Here is a 14,785-nt window from a genome sequence, read left to right as displayed (position 1 = left end):
GGTATAGTTCGATGAAAATAGTTGGATTTGATGCTGATTGACCAAATGTTGGACCTGGAATAACGGTACACCCATTTTGATGCCTAAATCTTTAACCTGCTGGCTACGCGCGACCACACAACCGTCGTTATTGCTGAGCACCATGACCGGTTTGTCATTAAGGTCCGGCCGGAACACCCGCTCGCAACTCACGTAAAAATTGTTGGCGTCCACCAGCGCGATACGCGGTTGTTCGGACATGCTTACACCGGATGAATCACATTGGTCACCGTCCCCCAAAACACAGTTTCCAGATCCTCGGTCAAGGGAATATCCGGATACGCCGGATTTTCGGCTTGCAAACACCATTGGCCGTCAGTAACCATCAGACGCTTCACCGTCAATTCCCCATTGATCGCGCAGATCACGATCTTATCGGGCATCGGTTCCTTGGAGCGGTCGACCACCAGAATGTCGTTGGGATGAATGCCGGCACCGAGCATGGAATCGCCTTGGGCGCGCACAAAAAAAGTCGCCGCCGGTTTTTGAATCAGCAATTCCTCCAAATCCAGGGTCTTTTCCACATAATCATCGGCAGGCGATGGAAAACCCGCGGCTACTTTGCTGATGAACAGCGGCAATCGTCGTTTCTTTTCCGGTTTGGCAAGATGAAACCAAGCCAATCCGTCACGGATTGCGGGTAACGGTTGTGCGGGATTGAGGATCGAAAAAGGCAATGATTCGGTCATGGGTATCACGGTGAGCTACAAAAAATTTTAACGACATAAGACTACCATCGAAAATACAAACGTTCTATGATTGTTCTCAATTTAGTTGAGCCGTATTTTTTTGCCACATGAGCGCCTTAACCCGAAAACAACAGGCTATTTTGGATTTCTTGCTGGATAACCAGGCGCAGTTTCCACGGCCACCGTCGTTGAGTGAACTGTGTGAGGCGCTCGGCTTGAAGTCGCGGGGTTCGTTACATTTGACGCTGAGCGGATTGATCGATGCCGGTTTTGTCGAAGCCATGGGGCTCAAACATCGAGGAGTTCGGCTGACGGAGAAGGCCCTGGCCTTGCGTGAATCTGACCAACATCGGATCCACGCTTTGCCTTTGGTGGGCAGCATTGCCGCCGGCAAACCGATCGAGGCTATTGAGCATACCGAATGGGTCAATGTCCCCGTTCAACTTCGTACCGAACAGGTCTGTTATGTACTTAAAGTTAAGGGGGATTCCATGATCGAAGCCGGCATACTGGATGGCGATTGGGTCGTCATCGAACAACGCAGTCACGCCCACAACGGTGAAATTGTGGTCGCCCTAATCGACAACCAGGAAACCACATTGAAGGTCATCGAGCAGACAGCGGATGAGGTGTTATTGATTCCCGCCAATTCCAGCATGGAAGCCATGCGCTTCCATCCGTCGCAAGTCATCATACAGGGCGTACTGGTCGGCCAGATGCGCACTTACCGGTAGGACATAAACATGCAACCCTTAGCCTTTGTCGATCTGGAAACCACCGGTGGCTCTGCCACCAAAGACCGTATTACCGAGATCGGCATTGTCCTGGTGGACGACGATGGCGTGCGGGAATGGAGTCAACTGGTTCATCCGCAGATGCGGATTCCGTTGTTCATCGAACAGATGACCGGTATCAGCAACGCCATGGTCGAAAACGCACCCAGCTTTGAACAGGTGGCCAAGGACGTGGATGCCTTATTGCAAGGACGGTTGTTCATCGCCCACAACGCCCGCTTTGATTACGGTTTTCTGAAAAATGAATTCAAACGGGTCGGTTTGCTGTTTAAACCGCAAGTGCTGTGCACGGTGAAGTTGTCGCGGACACTGTATCCGCAGTATCACCGGCACAATCTCGATAGCCTGATCGAACGCCATCAACTGACCGCCAAGGAACGCCACCGCGCTTTAGCAGATGCCCAATTGATTCATCAGTTCTGGCAGCATGCTCATCAGCAGTTTTCGGCCGAGGCTATCGAAGCCACGGTTAAAAATCTGGTGCAACGCTCCAGCCTGCCGTCGCAACTGGACCCGAATCTGATTCATGAATTGCCGGAAGGTCCCGGCGTTTATCTGTTCTATGGCGAAAACGACTTGCCGCTGTATATTGGCAAAAGCGTCAATATTCGCCAGCGGGTGCTATCGCACTTTGCCGCCGATCATCGCCACGCCAAGGAAATGAGTTTGTCGCAGCAGACCAAGCGTATCGACTGGATTGAAACCGGCGGCAAACTGGGTGCATTATTGACCGAAGCCAAGTTGATCAAACAAATGACACCGGTGCATAACCAACGGCTGCGGCGTAAAAATGCACTCTGTGCTTGGCAACTGGAGCAAAAACAGGATCAGCTGTTGCCGCGTCTGACTTGGGCCAACGATCTGGACTTTGGCGCGCAGGATAGTTTATATGGCTTGTACGGTACTAAACGAGATGCCGAAAAAGCGCTGCGCAGTTTGGCCGAACAACATCAGCTATGCCTGGGCGTGCTCGGTTTTGAAAAGATCGGCAGCGGCAAACCGTGCTTTGCCCATCAACTCAAACGCTGTCGTGGCGCCTGCGTCGGCAAAGAATCCGGATTGGAACATGCCACGCGTTTACTGACCGCCATGAGTAAACTCAAACTAAGTAGTTGGCCTTACCCCAGTGCCATGGCATTCGCGAGGAAGACGATTTGCACGTGATCGATCATTGGTGTTATCTCGGTACTGCGCGCAGCGATGACGAAGTCCACGCATTGCTGGAGCAAGGCAGACCGGCATTTGATCGCGATACCTATATGACCTTGGTCAAGGCGTTAAAGAAAACTCAGGTAATACATTTACGCTCGAGTCCAACCCATGAATCTATTCGCAGGAGACATTCCGATGCCTGATTCAACTACTCGCCGTCTGAATCCGAACAAATTACTGTTGAGCAAATGGACTGCCGCTAAGCCCCAAAGCAAGGAAAAGCATTTTCTGGTCACCCAACTGATCAAGCCCGAATTGACGGATGCGCCTGTCGAACACATCGAGCTGGAAGCGATCTATTCGCGCCGCAGCTTTATCCTGCCTTGGCGAGACCTGACGGATACCGGGCAATGGTTACAAGGGTGGCAGTAAGCCAGAGAGGATTAGAAAATCATGTGCGGACGATTTCAGCTGACAGCCTCACCTGAAGAGATTGCGGAGCATTTCCAACTCTCGCGCCTGCCAAAATACCAGCCCAGTTACAACATCGCACCGGCGCGGAAAATTCTCTGTATTGTCGAATTGGAAGACAAATCGCTGAAAGCGGTGAATCTTTTCTGGGGCTTGGTGCCGTCCTGGTCCAAAGACACCAAAAACAGCCATCACCTGATCAATGCGCGTGCCGAAACGATTCGCGAAAAACCATCCTTCCGTGCCGCATTTCAAAAACGCCGCTGTCTGATCGTCGCACAAGGTTTTTACGAATGGCAAAAGTTGGAATCCGGAAAACAGGCATTCCATATTCATCATCAGGGCAATCAGCTATTCGCCTTCGCCGGTTTATGGGAACAGTGGCAACACGAAGTCGAAACGCTGTATTCCTGCACGATCATTACAACAGCAGCAAATGAGCTAATGCAACCCATTCATGAGCGCATGCCAGTGATCATACCGGCAGGCTGTTATCACGACTGGCTCAACATAACATCTAATACCAATGACGCCTATGACTTACTTGAAAACTCAACTTACGCCAATATGGTTACAACGCCGGTCGGCGATTGGGTGAATAATCCCAGGCATGATGATGAGCGTTGCATAAACCTAATTTAGGCTAACGCAGAAACTTGGCGTCAATCAGGGTTGGCGCTACACTTCTGCCAAGGTAAGTCTCAAATTGGAGGGATAGACATGGAACGATTACTATTGGCGCTCTGGATTTTCTCTAGTGCAGTTTTTGCTGAGGGCGACGAAAAGCTTTGGCCTGACGACAAGCCAAAAAACTTCTGCCTAGACCCCAAATTAGCCACCAACAATGAAAATTTAGCCAAGGAGCATCCCGGCGATGAGCGACTCGTGAAACTTGTCGCCTTGCGTTACGGACTTTGTAATCTGGTATTGAAAAACATTATTTCGATGAATACCGCTATCGACATCTTCGATGCCGAAAAGGAAAACGAAATGCAGAAACGCTTGCAGGAAGGTCAAATTAACAAAGGAGATATTGTTTTGTAATAACCTGGATTAAGTGTGTCAATTTTTATTGTCATATTCGGTAACGACCCGTTGCTGTCTATCACTTAACGTGATTCAATGGCGATTATTAGATCATTACCAGCCATAACTAAATCTGCGGTTCGCAGTTGCGGGGCGCGCAGCCCAGTCGCATGTCATTGTTCGTGTTCCCACCCTTGATGAAGATCCTAGCGTCAAACCGGAGGCTCATATTTGGTGCTCTCTCGATTTGGCGTGGTTACAAGTCGATGAAGGAATACCTTCCATGAAGTGTGGCAACCAGGAAGGTAATTAGCAAAGATGTTAATGATTCATATAAAGGCAAAGCCAAATGATTGAATTCATTTCTCAGCAAAATAAAAAGAACCTAATCCTATTTGTTCATGGATTTTGTGGTGGAGAGGCGACCTGGAAGAATGGGGAGGCACGTTCCTTCCCCGAATTACTTTCCGATGATTTAGAAATATCAGGGAATTATGACATAGCTCACTTTTCATACTTCACCAAGTTATTAAATCTTTTCGCCAAGGCCGGTAAGGTTTCAACTTTTGTTAAGCGTATATTTGGAACATCACATGGAAAACTGGCCAATAATATAAGCATTGAGGAAATCGGAAACTTACTTAGAACTGAAATCCGATTCAAACTACAATCATACGACAATATTATCGTTGTTGCTCATAGTATGGGCGGCTTAGTAACAAAAAGTGCTATAACAAAAGATATTGAAGAAAAGACATTACCAAAGATCAAACTCTTTATCTCTTTGGCTGTACCCCATCAAGGAGCAGAGGCTGCAACTTTTGGAAAATTGATAAGTGACAACCTTCAGATAGAAGGACTTTCACCACTCAACGATTTTATTCACAAGATTAATGACAAATGGCTAAAAACCAGCTTAAGACCAATCACAAAGTATTTCTATGGTGTGCACGATTCGGTAGTCAAAAAAACAAGCGCAGTACCGATAGATAAAGAAAAGTCGGATGCAATCTCAGTAGACGAAGATCACACCAGTATTACGAAACCTGAGAACTCAGCCAGCACGACCGTTATCGCTGTCAAACAAATAATATTAGATTTTGAAAAGAACGATCCTGGAATATCTAGCCTAGAAATCAAACAACTTGAAGAGGAAACGGACTTTGATGATGAACTGTTTGTCTTAAAATTAATCTCAGCTCACATACACAACACGACAATAAGAGAAGCCAAGGAAGCTTTTTTAAATGCAGAGTATATAAGGAAAATATTTAGTAATTCATCGGATCAAAAACGACTAGCTGAACTATACACAAAAATACGAAAAGTTTATCAGAATAGTTATACGAAATATATACACGATGGAATTCCAAACTCTGGGTTATTGCTGGCGGATGTACATGAAACAATTCTCAAAGAGGATAAAAAGTTTTTAGACACGTTTATTCTGTTTATTAATGCTATCCACAAACAAGGAATGCTTCACCAACTCGCCAACTCAAAAGATGAAAATATTTGGTGGGTAAAAGACGGTTCAATAGACTCACTGAGAAACCTCTTAACGGAGGGTAAAAGTGAATAAACTTCCATATATTCAGCCAGAGCGAGAGCTACACTACAACTTAGGCGTACTTCTCCTGATACTCGGGAGCCTTGCACAAACTTCTCGAAATAAGAAAGTGCTAACGATTGACAAGATTCAATCGTTCTACTTCCTGGTCACTAAGCCAGCCTTCTTGAACAAAGTTCTAATGTTAGCAAACAAGCATCAAATCGCCATTGATGATGTTGACTATTACACAGTGGACACACTTTCTGTAAACGTCGATGAACTCTTTGATCGAGATCGACTTATGATAATGATAAAAATACTTTCATCTAAACAATATTTGTCGTTTGAATATTCTAGCTCAGAAGGATTTTTGTTTGACCTGACTGACACCGGAAAATTCATCGCAGGAAAATTAGAAAATGGGTACTTCCGAAAGATAAAACTGTTTATCGAACAACTTTCATCACTTCAATCGCAGAGCCCTAGCAAACTTAATGGGTATATAAACACAGTATTAAAACAGGGAATATAATGGATCTCTCTCAAGGCTTGCTTTTACAGAATTTAATACTGCACGGGCATAGAAAAGACTATAGAGTTACATTTCATCCCGGAATAAACGTAATTTATGGCGATGCTGATACAGGAAAGTCGAGTATACTCAGGCTTGTTTGCTATCTTCTTGGTGGAAAGCAGATCAAAATCGACGAAGAAATTTCTTCATCAGTAAAATATGCCATCCTTGAAATAACGGTAAATGGAACACCCTACTGCATCAGCAGAGATATTTTCAATCCTGCCAGAGATGTTGACGTATATTCTTGTGAGTATTCTGAAATATCAAACTCCTTTCCTGAAAAGTACAAGTCCAGTGTCACTAAAGGAGATGATCAAAATAAAAGTCTTTCCGAATTTCTTCTTGATGCGCTAGAACTCCCCGCTGTTCGGTTAAAGCAAGCTCCAACAAAAGATTCATCAGAAACTGCTAGGCTCAGTTTCCTAGACCTATTCAAGTTTATTTACTTGGATCAAGATGATGTTGGAAGCACTCACATGCTAAACATTGGAAACCATGTACTCGAAACAAAAAACAGGGAAGTTTTTAAATACATATTTAATGTTCTCGACTCAGGAATTTCCGAGATAGAAGTAGATATAGCAAGCAAAACACAAGAGAAGACACTGCTATCAAACCAGTATTCCGCTATAAGCCATTTTTTGACTCAGACTGAATTTAAAAGCTCTGATGATCTAGATGAAGAAATAAACAAAATAGATATTATTAAAGTTGAAGTGAAATCTCGGTTTTCAGATTTAAACAAGCGAATGACGAGCGATAATGAATTATATGAAGGTCTTAAAGATGCTCTAAACACAATTAATTTGAATATTGAGCAGCAAGAAGAAGCAAAGAGTAAAGCTTTGAGAAATATTGAAAGATTTAGCCGACTTTTCAACGATTACCAAAATGATATTGATAAAATCGAATCAAGCCTATCTGCCAAATATTTTATCGGCAGAGATATACAGGAAAAGACAAGCTGCCCTGTTTGCGAAACCATTATCGAAATTGGTGACATATCCGATAAATTTGATATTCCAAGTGACACGCGCTTAAAAAGCGAGTTAACGTCGATCAAAAGAAGGTCGAAAGATCTTAAGCAGTTGATATCTGATAATAGATCAGATTTAGATTCCGCCAACTCACTCCTTGCAGAACTATATCTGGAGAAAAATAAAGCCAGAGAAATAATGGATGAAGAGCTTTCAAATTCAATATCACCGTATCTAGCCGAGCGGGACGCAATAGTCAAAGAATTAGCCCAGCTTGATGAGCGTCGAGAAAAGGCCGTTCATTCTCTGCGAGTAAGGAATAAGCAAGCCTCATTCGCCGACCAAATAGGCCGCCTAGAAGGAATGATCGAGAAACTTAAGATTAAATTGAATGAGCTCAAAAAGGATGCCCCTTCACTTGATAATGTGTTGAAGGATCTAGGTGTAGATATCAACAAGTTTATTCAGCAGGTAAAAATTAAAAACCACCATGGCGTAGGAATAGACGAAAAAACATTTTTCCCAAAAGTCAGAAATATAGAATACAGAAAAATTAATTCTGGCGGACTTAGAACAATTGCTTCTATCGGATACTTGGCGTCTATCTTGATGCAGAAGTTGCGTACAGAGACAAATATTCCAGGATTATTAATGATCGACACAGTAGGAAAATTCCTGGGAAAAACTCCTGAAGATTCCGATGACAATCAAATTGACAGCGATAATGATGTTGATGGTGTGGCAGATCCAGAGAAATACAGAAATCTATTTAATGCATTGGTAGCGGTTGCCGAAGAGTTCGATGATAAAGGAAAACTCTGCCAGATTATATTAGTAGATAATGACATGCCCCTAGATGTTGCGTACGAAAATAAAGGCTTTGAAATAGCACATTACAGATCTAACGGGATCAATGGGCTTCCGATAGGTCTAATCGATGACTGGGATTCGACTCAAAAGAAATGAGAGTGCAACAAATCAAAGCACGCGGACTTAGTAAAACTGTCACCTTTTTTGTTCCAAAAAAGTCGCCAACTTCACCAAGCCGGTGTTTGAGGCGTTAAGCGAGCAGTTTCCGCTATATAAATCGGTCATTAAGAAACCAACCCCCGAAGGTCAGAAATTGGCCGCTCGACGAATACAGCCGTAACAATATTCACGTTTTCTCGTTAAGTCTAGCCGCCAAATGAGTGATCCTGCGTTGTGATTGTTGATTTTTCACAGCCATGGCTAACGCTTTGGGCTGGGCAATTACCACGACCAATTGTTTTCCACGCGTGACGCCGGTATACAGCAGATTGCGTTCGAGCAGCATAAAGTGCTGCATGGCCATCGGAATCACCACCACGGGATATTCGGAGCCTTGCGATTTGTGCACGCTGCTGGCATAAGCCAGTGTAATTTCGTCCAGATCGCTGAATTCGTAGTCGACCTCCCGATCGTCGAATAAGATCTTGATCTGGCTTTCCTCAAGATCAATGGCTTTGATGAAGCCAATGTCGCCATTGAAGACTTCCTTATCGTAGTTGTTGATCCGCTGAATCACCTTGTCACCGGGCGCATAGGTATTACCGAAACGGGTAATCTTCGGTTCGCTGTGACCATTGAGCCGGGCTTGCAATTCGATGTTCAACGACCGCGCGCCCAGGCCACCTCGATTCATGGGCGTTAGGATTTGCACGTCGTTGACCGGATGAAAGTTGAAGCGCTGCGGAATACGTTCGAGGACGACTTGCATCAATTTAGCGAAAATCTCCTCAGGTGTTTCGGCGTAGAGGCAATAAAAGTCGCTGAGGCTTTCAGTTTTATCCACCACAGGCATTTGCCCCTGGTTAATCCGGTGCGCATTGGTGATGATCTTCGATGTACTGGCCTGGCGGAAAATCTCGGTCAGACGCACGGTGGCAATTTGCCCGGAATCAATGATGTCGGCCAGCACCGATCCGGGGCCGACTGAAGGTAATTGGTCAACATCACCGACGATTAAAACTGCGGCTTCGGTCGGTATGGCTTTTAACAACTGATTCATCAGCACCACGTCCATCATCGACGACTCATCGATCACCAAGCAATCGAGGTCTAGCGGGTTTTCGTCGTTATGCTTGAAGGCAAACTGAGTCGGATCGAACTCCAGTAGACGATGAACGGTTTTCGCTTCCATGCCGGTCGATTCGGTCAGGCGTTTTGCCGCACGTCCCGTCGGCGCGCACAAACCGATCCGCACCCGTTTGGCTTTGAGAATCTTGAGCAGACTGTTGACCAGCGTGGTTTTACCGACACCGGGGCCGCCAGTGATCACCGAGACTTTATGCTGGAGTACCAGCCGAACTGCTGCAGCTTGCGACTGCGACAAGGTCATGCCAGTTTGCCCTTCAACCCAAGGAATGGCTTTATCCGCGTCAATCACACCCCATGTCGCATCACCTTGATTTAATCGGTTCAGATGGACGGCACAACCTATTTCAGCACGGTGTAAAGGCGTCAGAAAAATGAATTCGTCGCTGCCGTCGATTTCGGCGATCAAATTGCCTTCGGTTAATTCTGCCGCGATCGCTTGATCGATAATCGGCAATGGAATTTCCAGTAGCTTCGCCGCCATTTCGCACAGATTGCTGCGAATCGCAGCGCAGTGGCCTTCGCCGGACCATTCCTGCAAGACATGCCGGACACCCGCTTGCGCTCGCAGCAGGGATTGCGGGCCGATGCCTAGCTTCTGGGCCAGCGTGTCAGCCGTCTTAAAGCCGATGCCGTGAATATCCAGTGCCAGGCGATAGGGATTTTCGCGCACTTTCTCGATGGCCTGATCACCGTAGGTTTTGTAAATGCGCACCGAACGCGAGGTACCGACGCCATGGGATTGCAGAAAAACCATGATCTCCCGAATCACTTTCTGTTCAGCCCAGGCACTGGTCACACGCTCCTGGCGTTTCTTACCAATCCCCGGTAATTCCAACAGACGCTCGGGTGTTTGCTCAATCACATCGAACACCAGCTCACCGAAGGCTTTGACCAGCTTTTTGGCAAAATGGGGGCCAATGCCTTTGACCATGCCGGAACCCAGGTATTTTTCGATGCCGTCCAACGTGGTCGGAGGCACAATTTTTAACGAGATGGTTTTGAATTGCTGACCATGCTGGCGATCATTGACCCAGCAACCCAGGCATTCGATGTATTCACCCGCTGTGACACTAGCGGCCGAACCGATCACGGTAATCAGTTCACGATAACCTTTGACCTTGACCCGTAACACGCAAAATCCCGAGGCCTCGCTATGGAACGTGACGCGCTCGATGGAGCCGTGTAGTTTCTCAACGGGGTTGTCGGCAGAATGTGATGGGCTGGGTTGGAAATCCATGCTGAATTCGCTATCCCTAGCGTTTTTTCATCAAGTCATCGAGTGTCAGGCCGCAGTTAGGCGCGAAGGACAGCATAAAAAATCAGACCTCAGGCTGATCCATTGCTTCAATATCCCGTTCAAGTTGTTCGGCAGCTATTTCAAATTCAGCATTGCCGGCTTTCAATTCGGCCTGGCATTTCAGGTAGGCGGATATCTTGTCAGCCGCTTTGATGATTTTCTGATGAGCTTCAGACATTTGCTGGTGATCGATCAAAACCCGGAAATCGGGTTGTAATGCTTCAGGCAGTAGATTCAATAACTCTTGTTCCGCTTGCTGCTCGATTTGCTTGTAGGCACTGAGAATTGCTGACGAATGGTATTTGATGGGTGTGGGCATATCACCGGTAATGACTTCAGTGATGTCATGGTAAAGGGCTGCGGTTGCAACGGCATTGGCATCAACTTGACCTTCAAAATAGCGGTTTTTGATGAGCGCCAAGGTATGGGCAATGACAGCCACTTCCCAGCTGTGCTCCATGACATTTTCTTCATGGGCGTTGCGTTTCAGTCCCCAGCGTTTAATCCATCTTAAGCGCGAAAGGTAAGCATAAAAATTCGAACTAATCGATGGTGACATGGGGTTAAGAAATCCTAAGTTTGTTCAAAGCAGATTAAAACACTGCAGCGCAATAGCCTTAATCTTACTGCCGCTGAATCGTTATCCCCAAATTCTGTGGATAACATTGTTTAAAATATAGGGTTAGTTCATCTAACCCGCTGTTTTACTAAAAGGCTTATCAAATTGGGCAATAATTGGTCATCAATGCACCGTGACGTTTTACATTCACCAGTTACTGTGACGGAAGCTGTCGCGCGGTTGTTACTGGTTCTGGAAGAGAAGGACCAGCTGACAATAGCGGCAATGGAACCGAACAACCTGATAGACCTGCATTTCGGGCTTGGACTGGCGATTCGAAATGCCTTCGAGCTTCATAATCCGGATAATCCGTTACTGCCTGAATGTGCCACATCCCATCCTGATGACGCTGCACTGTTCATCATTCATGCTCTGTGGCAACGTCTACAGTAAACAACCACTCTACGGATCAACAGATTGTCTGCGTTACGCCTTACCTTTGGATTTTTTATCGCTCTCTGCTGGAGCAGTGCGCATGCTCACCCCGGAAAGGTTAATACCGAAGGTTGCCATACCCATCGAAAGACGAGTGAATACCACTGCCATGATGATCGCATCAAGGCAAAAGTGGAATCGGTCGTGCTACCCAGTCAAACAGCACAGCCACCTGCTCAAGTGCAAGCCAGCATGGAGTCGAATGAGCTTCTGAAGCTTGATTACGAAGGATTCACCCTTTGGATTGATTGCAAAGAACGAGCCGCTATCCGATTTCGCTATACCGCCCAGCGAGACAATGGCAACGTAAAGCGCTACGATCATTTCGAGGTGGATCCAGGTACACCAGCAGCGTGCCAACTGAACCGCCCCGATTTTCTCGGAGGCTCCAACCTTTGAGAGAATGGAGCAATGAAAGAGAAAACGACCAAGCATTATTCATCGGAAATTCGAGAACGAGCCGTTCGTATGGTGCGAGATCATCAAGACGAATACCCGTCCGAATGGGCAGCGATTCAATCGATGTCGGCCAAGTTTGGCTGTACAGCTGAGACCTTACGTCGCTGGCTGCGGCTGTCGCAAACGGCCGGCGTAAAACCGAAAGAGCCGATCGACAGCGACTCGGAGCGGATCAAGGCGTTGGAGCGCGAAGTCCGTGAGTTACGCCAGGCCAACGAGATTCTGCGCAAGGCGTCGGCGTATTTTGCACAGGCGGAGCTCGACCGCCCGTCCAAACGATGAAAGCGTTCATTGACGACCATCGTGTTGTCTATGGGGTCGAGCCGATCTGCAAGGTCTTGCCGATTGCCCCGTCGACGTATTACCTGCATGCGGCGCGCCAAGCCAATCCCGAGTTACGCTCTACCCGAGCCAAGCAGGACGAGGCGTTGAGTCAACAGATTCGCCGTGTCTGGGAGGAAAGCTTCCAAAACTATGGCGCTCGTAAAGTCTGGATTCAGTTGCAGCGCGAAGGCTTAGCCGTGGCCCGTTGCACGGTGGAACGCCTGATGCGCAGCCTGGGCTTGAAAGGTGTCATGCGAGGCAAAACCATCAAGACCACGATCAGCGACGCCAACGCGGCTTGCCCCTTGGATCGCGTCAATCGGCAGTTCAGCGCCGAGCGACCGAATGCCTTGTGGGTAGCGGACTTCACCTATGTCAAAACATGGCAGGGCTTTGTTTATGTGGCCTTCGTGATCGATGTGTTTGCCCGCTACATCGTCGGCTGGAAAGTGTCATCATCAGCGCACACCGACTTTGTGCTGGATGCGTTGGAACAGGCGTTACATGACCGGCAACCCGCGCGGGATGGTAGCTTGATTCACCATAGTGATCGGGGCGTGCAGTACGTTTCGATCCGCTATAGCGAGCGATTAGCCGAGGCAGGCGTTGAAGCTTCGGTCGGTAGCGTGGGCGACTCTTATGACAACGCCTTGGCCGAAACCATCAATGGTTTGTATAAAGCCGAGCGGATTCACAAACAGTCGTGGAAAAATCGCGAAGCCGTCGAACTGGCCACTTTGACCTGGGTTGATTGGTTCAATCATCGACGTTTGCTAGGGCCTATTGGTAATATCCCTCCGGCCGAAGCAGAGGCCAGGTATTATCAGCAACTAACCGAGTCTGCTAAGGCAGCATGACTCACAACCTAAAGCCTCCGATAATTCCGGGGCGGTTCATATTTGGATAACGCCGAATGGCGGCGAAGGAATGAACAAATTGAAGCCCAGCTAGAGGGAAACCTGACACCTCATACATCACGAGAAACAGCCTCCCTATATAAATCCAATTCAGTAATTGATGATCGTATCGGCTGGTATTTATATTTGATTGATACTGTACTTCATAATCCAGTGAAGTATGAGCCAACTCAAGGCGCTCGGATAGTTCCCATATTTAAACGACTTGGAGCCGACCTTGATCAACTTAAGGACATAAAACACATCGGTGATCGAGTTGTACGGATGCTGACAAAGGAGAAACAACAACCAGATGGAGCATTATTTGAGCTTCTAGTTGGTTTGATCTGGAAACGAAACGGAGCAAGTGATGTTGAATTTCTTAACGAAGCCCCACCTCAAAAGCAACCCGATCTTAAAGCGTCAATCGGTAAAAACACCTGGTATATTGAATGTAAACGACTAAATAAAAGCTCCGAATACAGTCAAAATGAAAGGCAAAAATGGTTGAGAATGTGGTCGAGAGCTCGGGACATTCTATACGACGGACAATACGATGTAGTTTTAGATGTTGTCTTTCATGTTGAACTTAATTCACTCCCAGATGATTTTCTTGTCAAGGAATTATGTGGAAAACTTGCATTGGTTAATCCACCGTGCACTATTATTTCAAACGAAATCTGGGATGTATCAGTTGCTCCAATTGACTATGATTCAATTAGAGAGCATTTATCGCATTATTTGGTTAAATACCCATCGGATCAAATAATCGAATTGATTGGTGGAAGACGTGAACCGAACCGAGGATTCACACATCTAGTCAAGGGACGGTTCAAACGATTAGGCGGTGGAATCGGGAATAACCGTTTTCTTGATGAGGTGTCTTTTGCTGTAGCTGCTTATTGGAGCTGCGACGCCGAACGAGCAGTAGAGCGGAAGGCGAGAGATATTCGAGGACACCTTGCCGAAGCTGTTAGTCAACTTCCAGAAAACAAACCTGGAGTCGTGCATGTAGGCCTAGAAACGCTTGACGGCGACCTGGTTGAAATTGAACGCTATAAACGAATATTTAAATCTGTTTGCGAGTTCGATTCACGGGGTAAAGACCTCCGATGGGTATATTGCCATTTATTTCAGTCTTATGCTCCTCCATCTGATTGTTGGATTATCGATGAAACGGTGTACTTCTTTAATCGAATTGATCAGTTTGGTCTTGAACCAATACCAAATAATTCTGCAATCGTGATGAAAAATGACGATACTGAGGCTAACAACGTGCCTGTTCATTGGTTGCGACCAACTCCATAATTACAGCCACCTATGTATATAAAATACCGAATTTAAGGCAAATCTGACATTG

Annotated in this window: 17 protein-coding genes and 1 other annotated feature; of the genes, 13 read left to right on the top strand and 4 right to left on the bottom strand. The window is 46.5% G+C overall.

Features of this window, described 5'->3' with window-relative positions; all coding sequences use genetic code 11:
• Together NP603_RS08000 and NP603_RS07995 are read right to left on the bottom strand one after the other, a co-directional pair.
• Positions 1 to 240 (bottom strand): Y-family DNA polymerase (locus NP603_RS08000; protein ID WP_443192643.1); only part of this gene is annotated, 240 nt, incomplete at its 3' end.
• A 2-nt stretch (positions 241 to 242) separates the two neighbouring features.
• Positions 243 to 728, bottom strand: coding sequence for a LexA family protein (locus NP603_RS07995; protein WP_084153242.1), 486 nt, complete (start codon positions 726 to 728; stop codon positions 243 to 245).
• 107 nt (positions 729 to 835) lie between these two features.
• Here NP603_RS07995 and lexA point away from each other — a divergent pair, with 107 nt between their 5' ends.
• The 9 genes from lexA (at position 836) to NP603_RS07955 (ending at position 8,243) form a co-directional block, all read left to right on the top strand.
• The gene (lexA, locus tag NP603_RS07990) at positions 836 to 1,462 is read left to right on the top strand and encodes a transcriptional repressor LexA (protein ID WP_033155929.1); all 627 of its coding nucleotides are present in this window, start codon (positions 836 to 838) and stop codon (positions 1,460 to 1,462) included.
• Between the two features lie 9 nt (positions 1,463 to 1,471).
• Positions 1,472 to 2,686: a 3'-5' exonuclease family protein gene (locus tag NP603_RS07985; RefSeq protein WP_225892989.1), complete on the top strand. Its 1,215-nt coding sequence runs from the start codon at positions 1,472 to 1,474 to the stop codon at positions 2,684 to 2,686.
• Positions 2,683 to 2,877 carry a hypothetical protein gene (locus NP603_RS22160; RefSeq protein WP_488655942.1) on the top strand — a complete coding sequence of 65 codons (195 nt, stop codon included), beginning with the start codon at positions 2,683 to 2,685 and terminating at the stop codon, positions 2,875 to 2,877. Before NP603_RS07985 ends, NP603_RS22160 begins: the two co-directional genes overlap by 4 nt.
• Entirely contained in the window at positions 2,870 to 3,106 is a 237-nt protein-coding gene (locus NP603_RS07980) for a TIGR02450 family Trp-rich protein (RefSeq protein WP_033155930.1), read from the top strand. Before NP603_RS22160 ends, NP603_RS07980 begins: the two co-directional genes overlap by 8 nt.
• 21 nt (positions 3,107 to 3,127) lie before the next feature.
• Positions 3,128 to 3,787: an SOS response-associated peptidase gene (locus NP603_RS07975; RefSeq protein WP_033155931.1), complete on the top strand. Its 660-nt coding sequence runs from the start codon at positions 3,128 to 3,130 to the stop codon at positions 3,785 to 3,787.
• 78 nt (positions 3,788 to 3,865) lie between these two features.
• The gene (locus NP603_RS07970; RefSeq protein ID WP_033155932.1) at positions 3,866 to 4,189 is read left to right on the top strand and encodes a hypothetical protein; all 324 of its coding nucleotides are present in this window, start codon (positions 3,866 to 3,868) and stop codon (positions 4,187 to 4,189) included.
• A 331-nt stretch (positions 4,190 to 4,520) separates the two neighbouring features.
• Positions 4,521 to 5,753: an ABC-three component system protein gene (locus NP603_RS07965; protein ID WP_033155933.1), complete on the top strand. Its 1,233-nt coding sequence runs from the start codon at positions 4,521 to 4,523 to the stop codon at positions 5,751 to 5,753.
• Positions 5,746 to 6,255, top strand: a complete 510-nt coding sequence (locus NP603_RS07960; protein ID WP_033155934.1) for an ABC-three component system middle component 4 — start codon at positions 5,746 to 5,748, stop codon at positions 6,253 to 6,255. The genes NP603_RS07965 and NP603_RS07960 overlap by 8 nt, the downstream gene beginning before the upstream one ends.
• The gene (locus tag NP603_RS07955; protein ID WP_256610337.1) at positions 6,255 to 8,243 is read left to right on the top strand and encodes an SMC family protein; all 1,989 of its coding nucleotides are present in this window, start codon (positions 6,255 to 6,257) and stop codon (positions 8,241 to 8,243) included. Before NP603_RS07960 ends, NP603_RS07955 begins: the two co-directional genes overlap by 1 nt.
• A gap of 190 nt (positions 8,244 to 8,433) precedes the next feature.
• On the opposite strand, the gene recD2 is transcribed toward NP603_RS07955, so the two are convergent.
• On the bottom strand, positions 8,434 to 10,632 hold the full coding sequence (recD2, locus tag NP603_RS07950) for an SF1B family DNA helicase RecD2 (RefSeq protein ID WP_033155936.1): 2,199 nt from the start codon (positions 10,630 to 10,632) through the stop codon (positions 8,434 to 8,436).
• Positions 10,633 to 10,714: 82 nt separating this feature from the next.
• The gene (gene yfbR, locus NP603_RS07945; protein WP_084153243.1) at positions 10,715 to 11,251 is read right to left on the bottom strand and encodes a 5'-deoxynucleotidase; all 537 of its coding nucleotides are present in this window, start codon (positions 11,249 to 11,251) and stop codon (positions 10,715 to 10,717) included.
• Positions 11,252 to 11,470: 219 nt separating this feature from the next.
• Between yfbR and NP603_RS07940 the strand changes: the two genes are divergently transcribed.
• From NP603_RS07940 to NP603_RS07925, 4 genes are all read left to right on the top strand, one after another.
• Positions 11,471 to 11,704: a DUF6794 domain-containing protein gene (locus tag NP603_RS07940; RefSeq protein ID WP_225892993.1), complete on the top strand. Its 234-nt coding sequence runs from the start codon at positions 11,471 to 11,473 to the stop codon at positions 11,702 to 11,704.
• 24 nt (positions 11,705 to 11,728) lie between these two features.
• A complete protein-coding gene (locus tag NP603_RS07935) occupies positions 11,729 to 12,145 on the top strand; it encodes a YHYH domain-containing protein (RefSeq protein WP_201799011.1) in 417 nt (138 codons plus the stop codon).
• A 12-nt stretch (positions 12,146 to 12,157) separates the two neighbouring features.
• Positions 12,158 to 13,386, top strand: a protein-coding gene (locus NP603_RS07930; protein ID WP_371928784.1) for an IS3 family transposase whose coding sequence is annotated in 2 segments (ribosomal slippage) — positions 12,158 to 12,449 and positions 12,449 to 13,386 — 1,230 coding nt in all. Because the reading frame shifts where the segments join, the coding sequence is not laid out codon by codon here.
• Positions 12,442 to 12,558: a sequence feature (AL1L pseudoknot), on the top strand. It overlaps the preceding gene by 117 nt.
• A gap of 42 nt (positions 13,387 to 13,428) precedes the next feature.
• The gene (locus NP603_RS07925; RefSeq protein ID WP_033155941.1) at positions 13,429 to 14,733 is read left to right on the top strand and encodes a hypothetical protein; all 1,305 of its coding nucleotides are present in this window, start codon (positions 13,429 to 13,431) and stop codon (positions 14,731 to 14,733) included.
• Positions 14,734 to 14,785: the final 52 nt, after the last annotated feature.

It is taken from the genome of Methylomonas aurea (assembly GCF_024505045.1).
Lineage (GTDB): Bacteria > Pseudomonadota > Gammaproteobacteria > Methylococcales > Methylomonadaceae > Methylomonas > Methylomonas aurea.
Note: the sequence above shows the minus strand (reverse complement) of the source record. Positions and strands in the feature narration are given on the sequence as shown.

Bases quoted from the DNA above. Each gene is read 5' to 3' on its own strand.
- NP603_RS07995 (WP_084153242.1), bottom strand. From the start codon at position 728: ATGACCGAATCATTGCCTTTTTCGATCCTCAATCCCGCACAACCGTTA.
- lexA (WP_033155929.1), top strand. From the start codon at position 836: ATGAGCGCCTTAACCCGAAAACAACAGGCTATTTTGGATTTCTTGCTG.
- NP603_RS07985 (WP_225892989.1), top strand. From the start codon at position 1,472: ATGCAACCCTTAGCCTTTGTCGATCTGGAAACCACCGGTGGCTCTGCC.
- NP603_RS07980 (WP_033155930.1), top strand. From the start codon at position 2,870: ATGCCTGATTCAACTACTCGCCGTCTGAATCCGAACAAATTACTGTTG.
- NP603_RS07975 (WP_033155931.1), top strand. From the start codon at position 3,128: ATGTGCGGACGATTTCAGCTGACAGCCTCACCTGAAGAGATTGCGGAG.
- NP603_RS07970 (WP_033155932.1), top strand. From the start codon at position 3,866: ATGGAACGATTACTATTGGCGCTCTGGATTTTCTCTAGTGCAGTTTTT.
- NP603_RS07965 (WP_033155933.1), top strand. From the start codon at position 4,521: ATGATTGAATTCATTTCTCAGCAAAATAAAAAGAACCTAATCCTATTT.
- NP603_RS07955 (WP_256610337.1), top strand. From the start codon at position 6,255: ATGGATCTCTCTCAAGGCTTGCTTTTACAGAATTTAATACTGCACGGG.
- recD2 (WP_033155936.1), bottom strand. From the start codon at position 10,632: ATGGATTTCCAACCCAGCCCATCACATTCTGCCGACAACCCCGTTGAG.
- yfbR (WP_084153243.1), bottom strand. From the start codon at position 11,251: ATGTCACCATCGATTAGTTCGAATTTTTATGCTTACCTTTCGCGCTTA.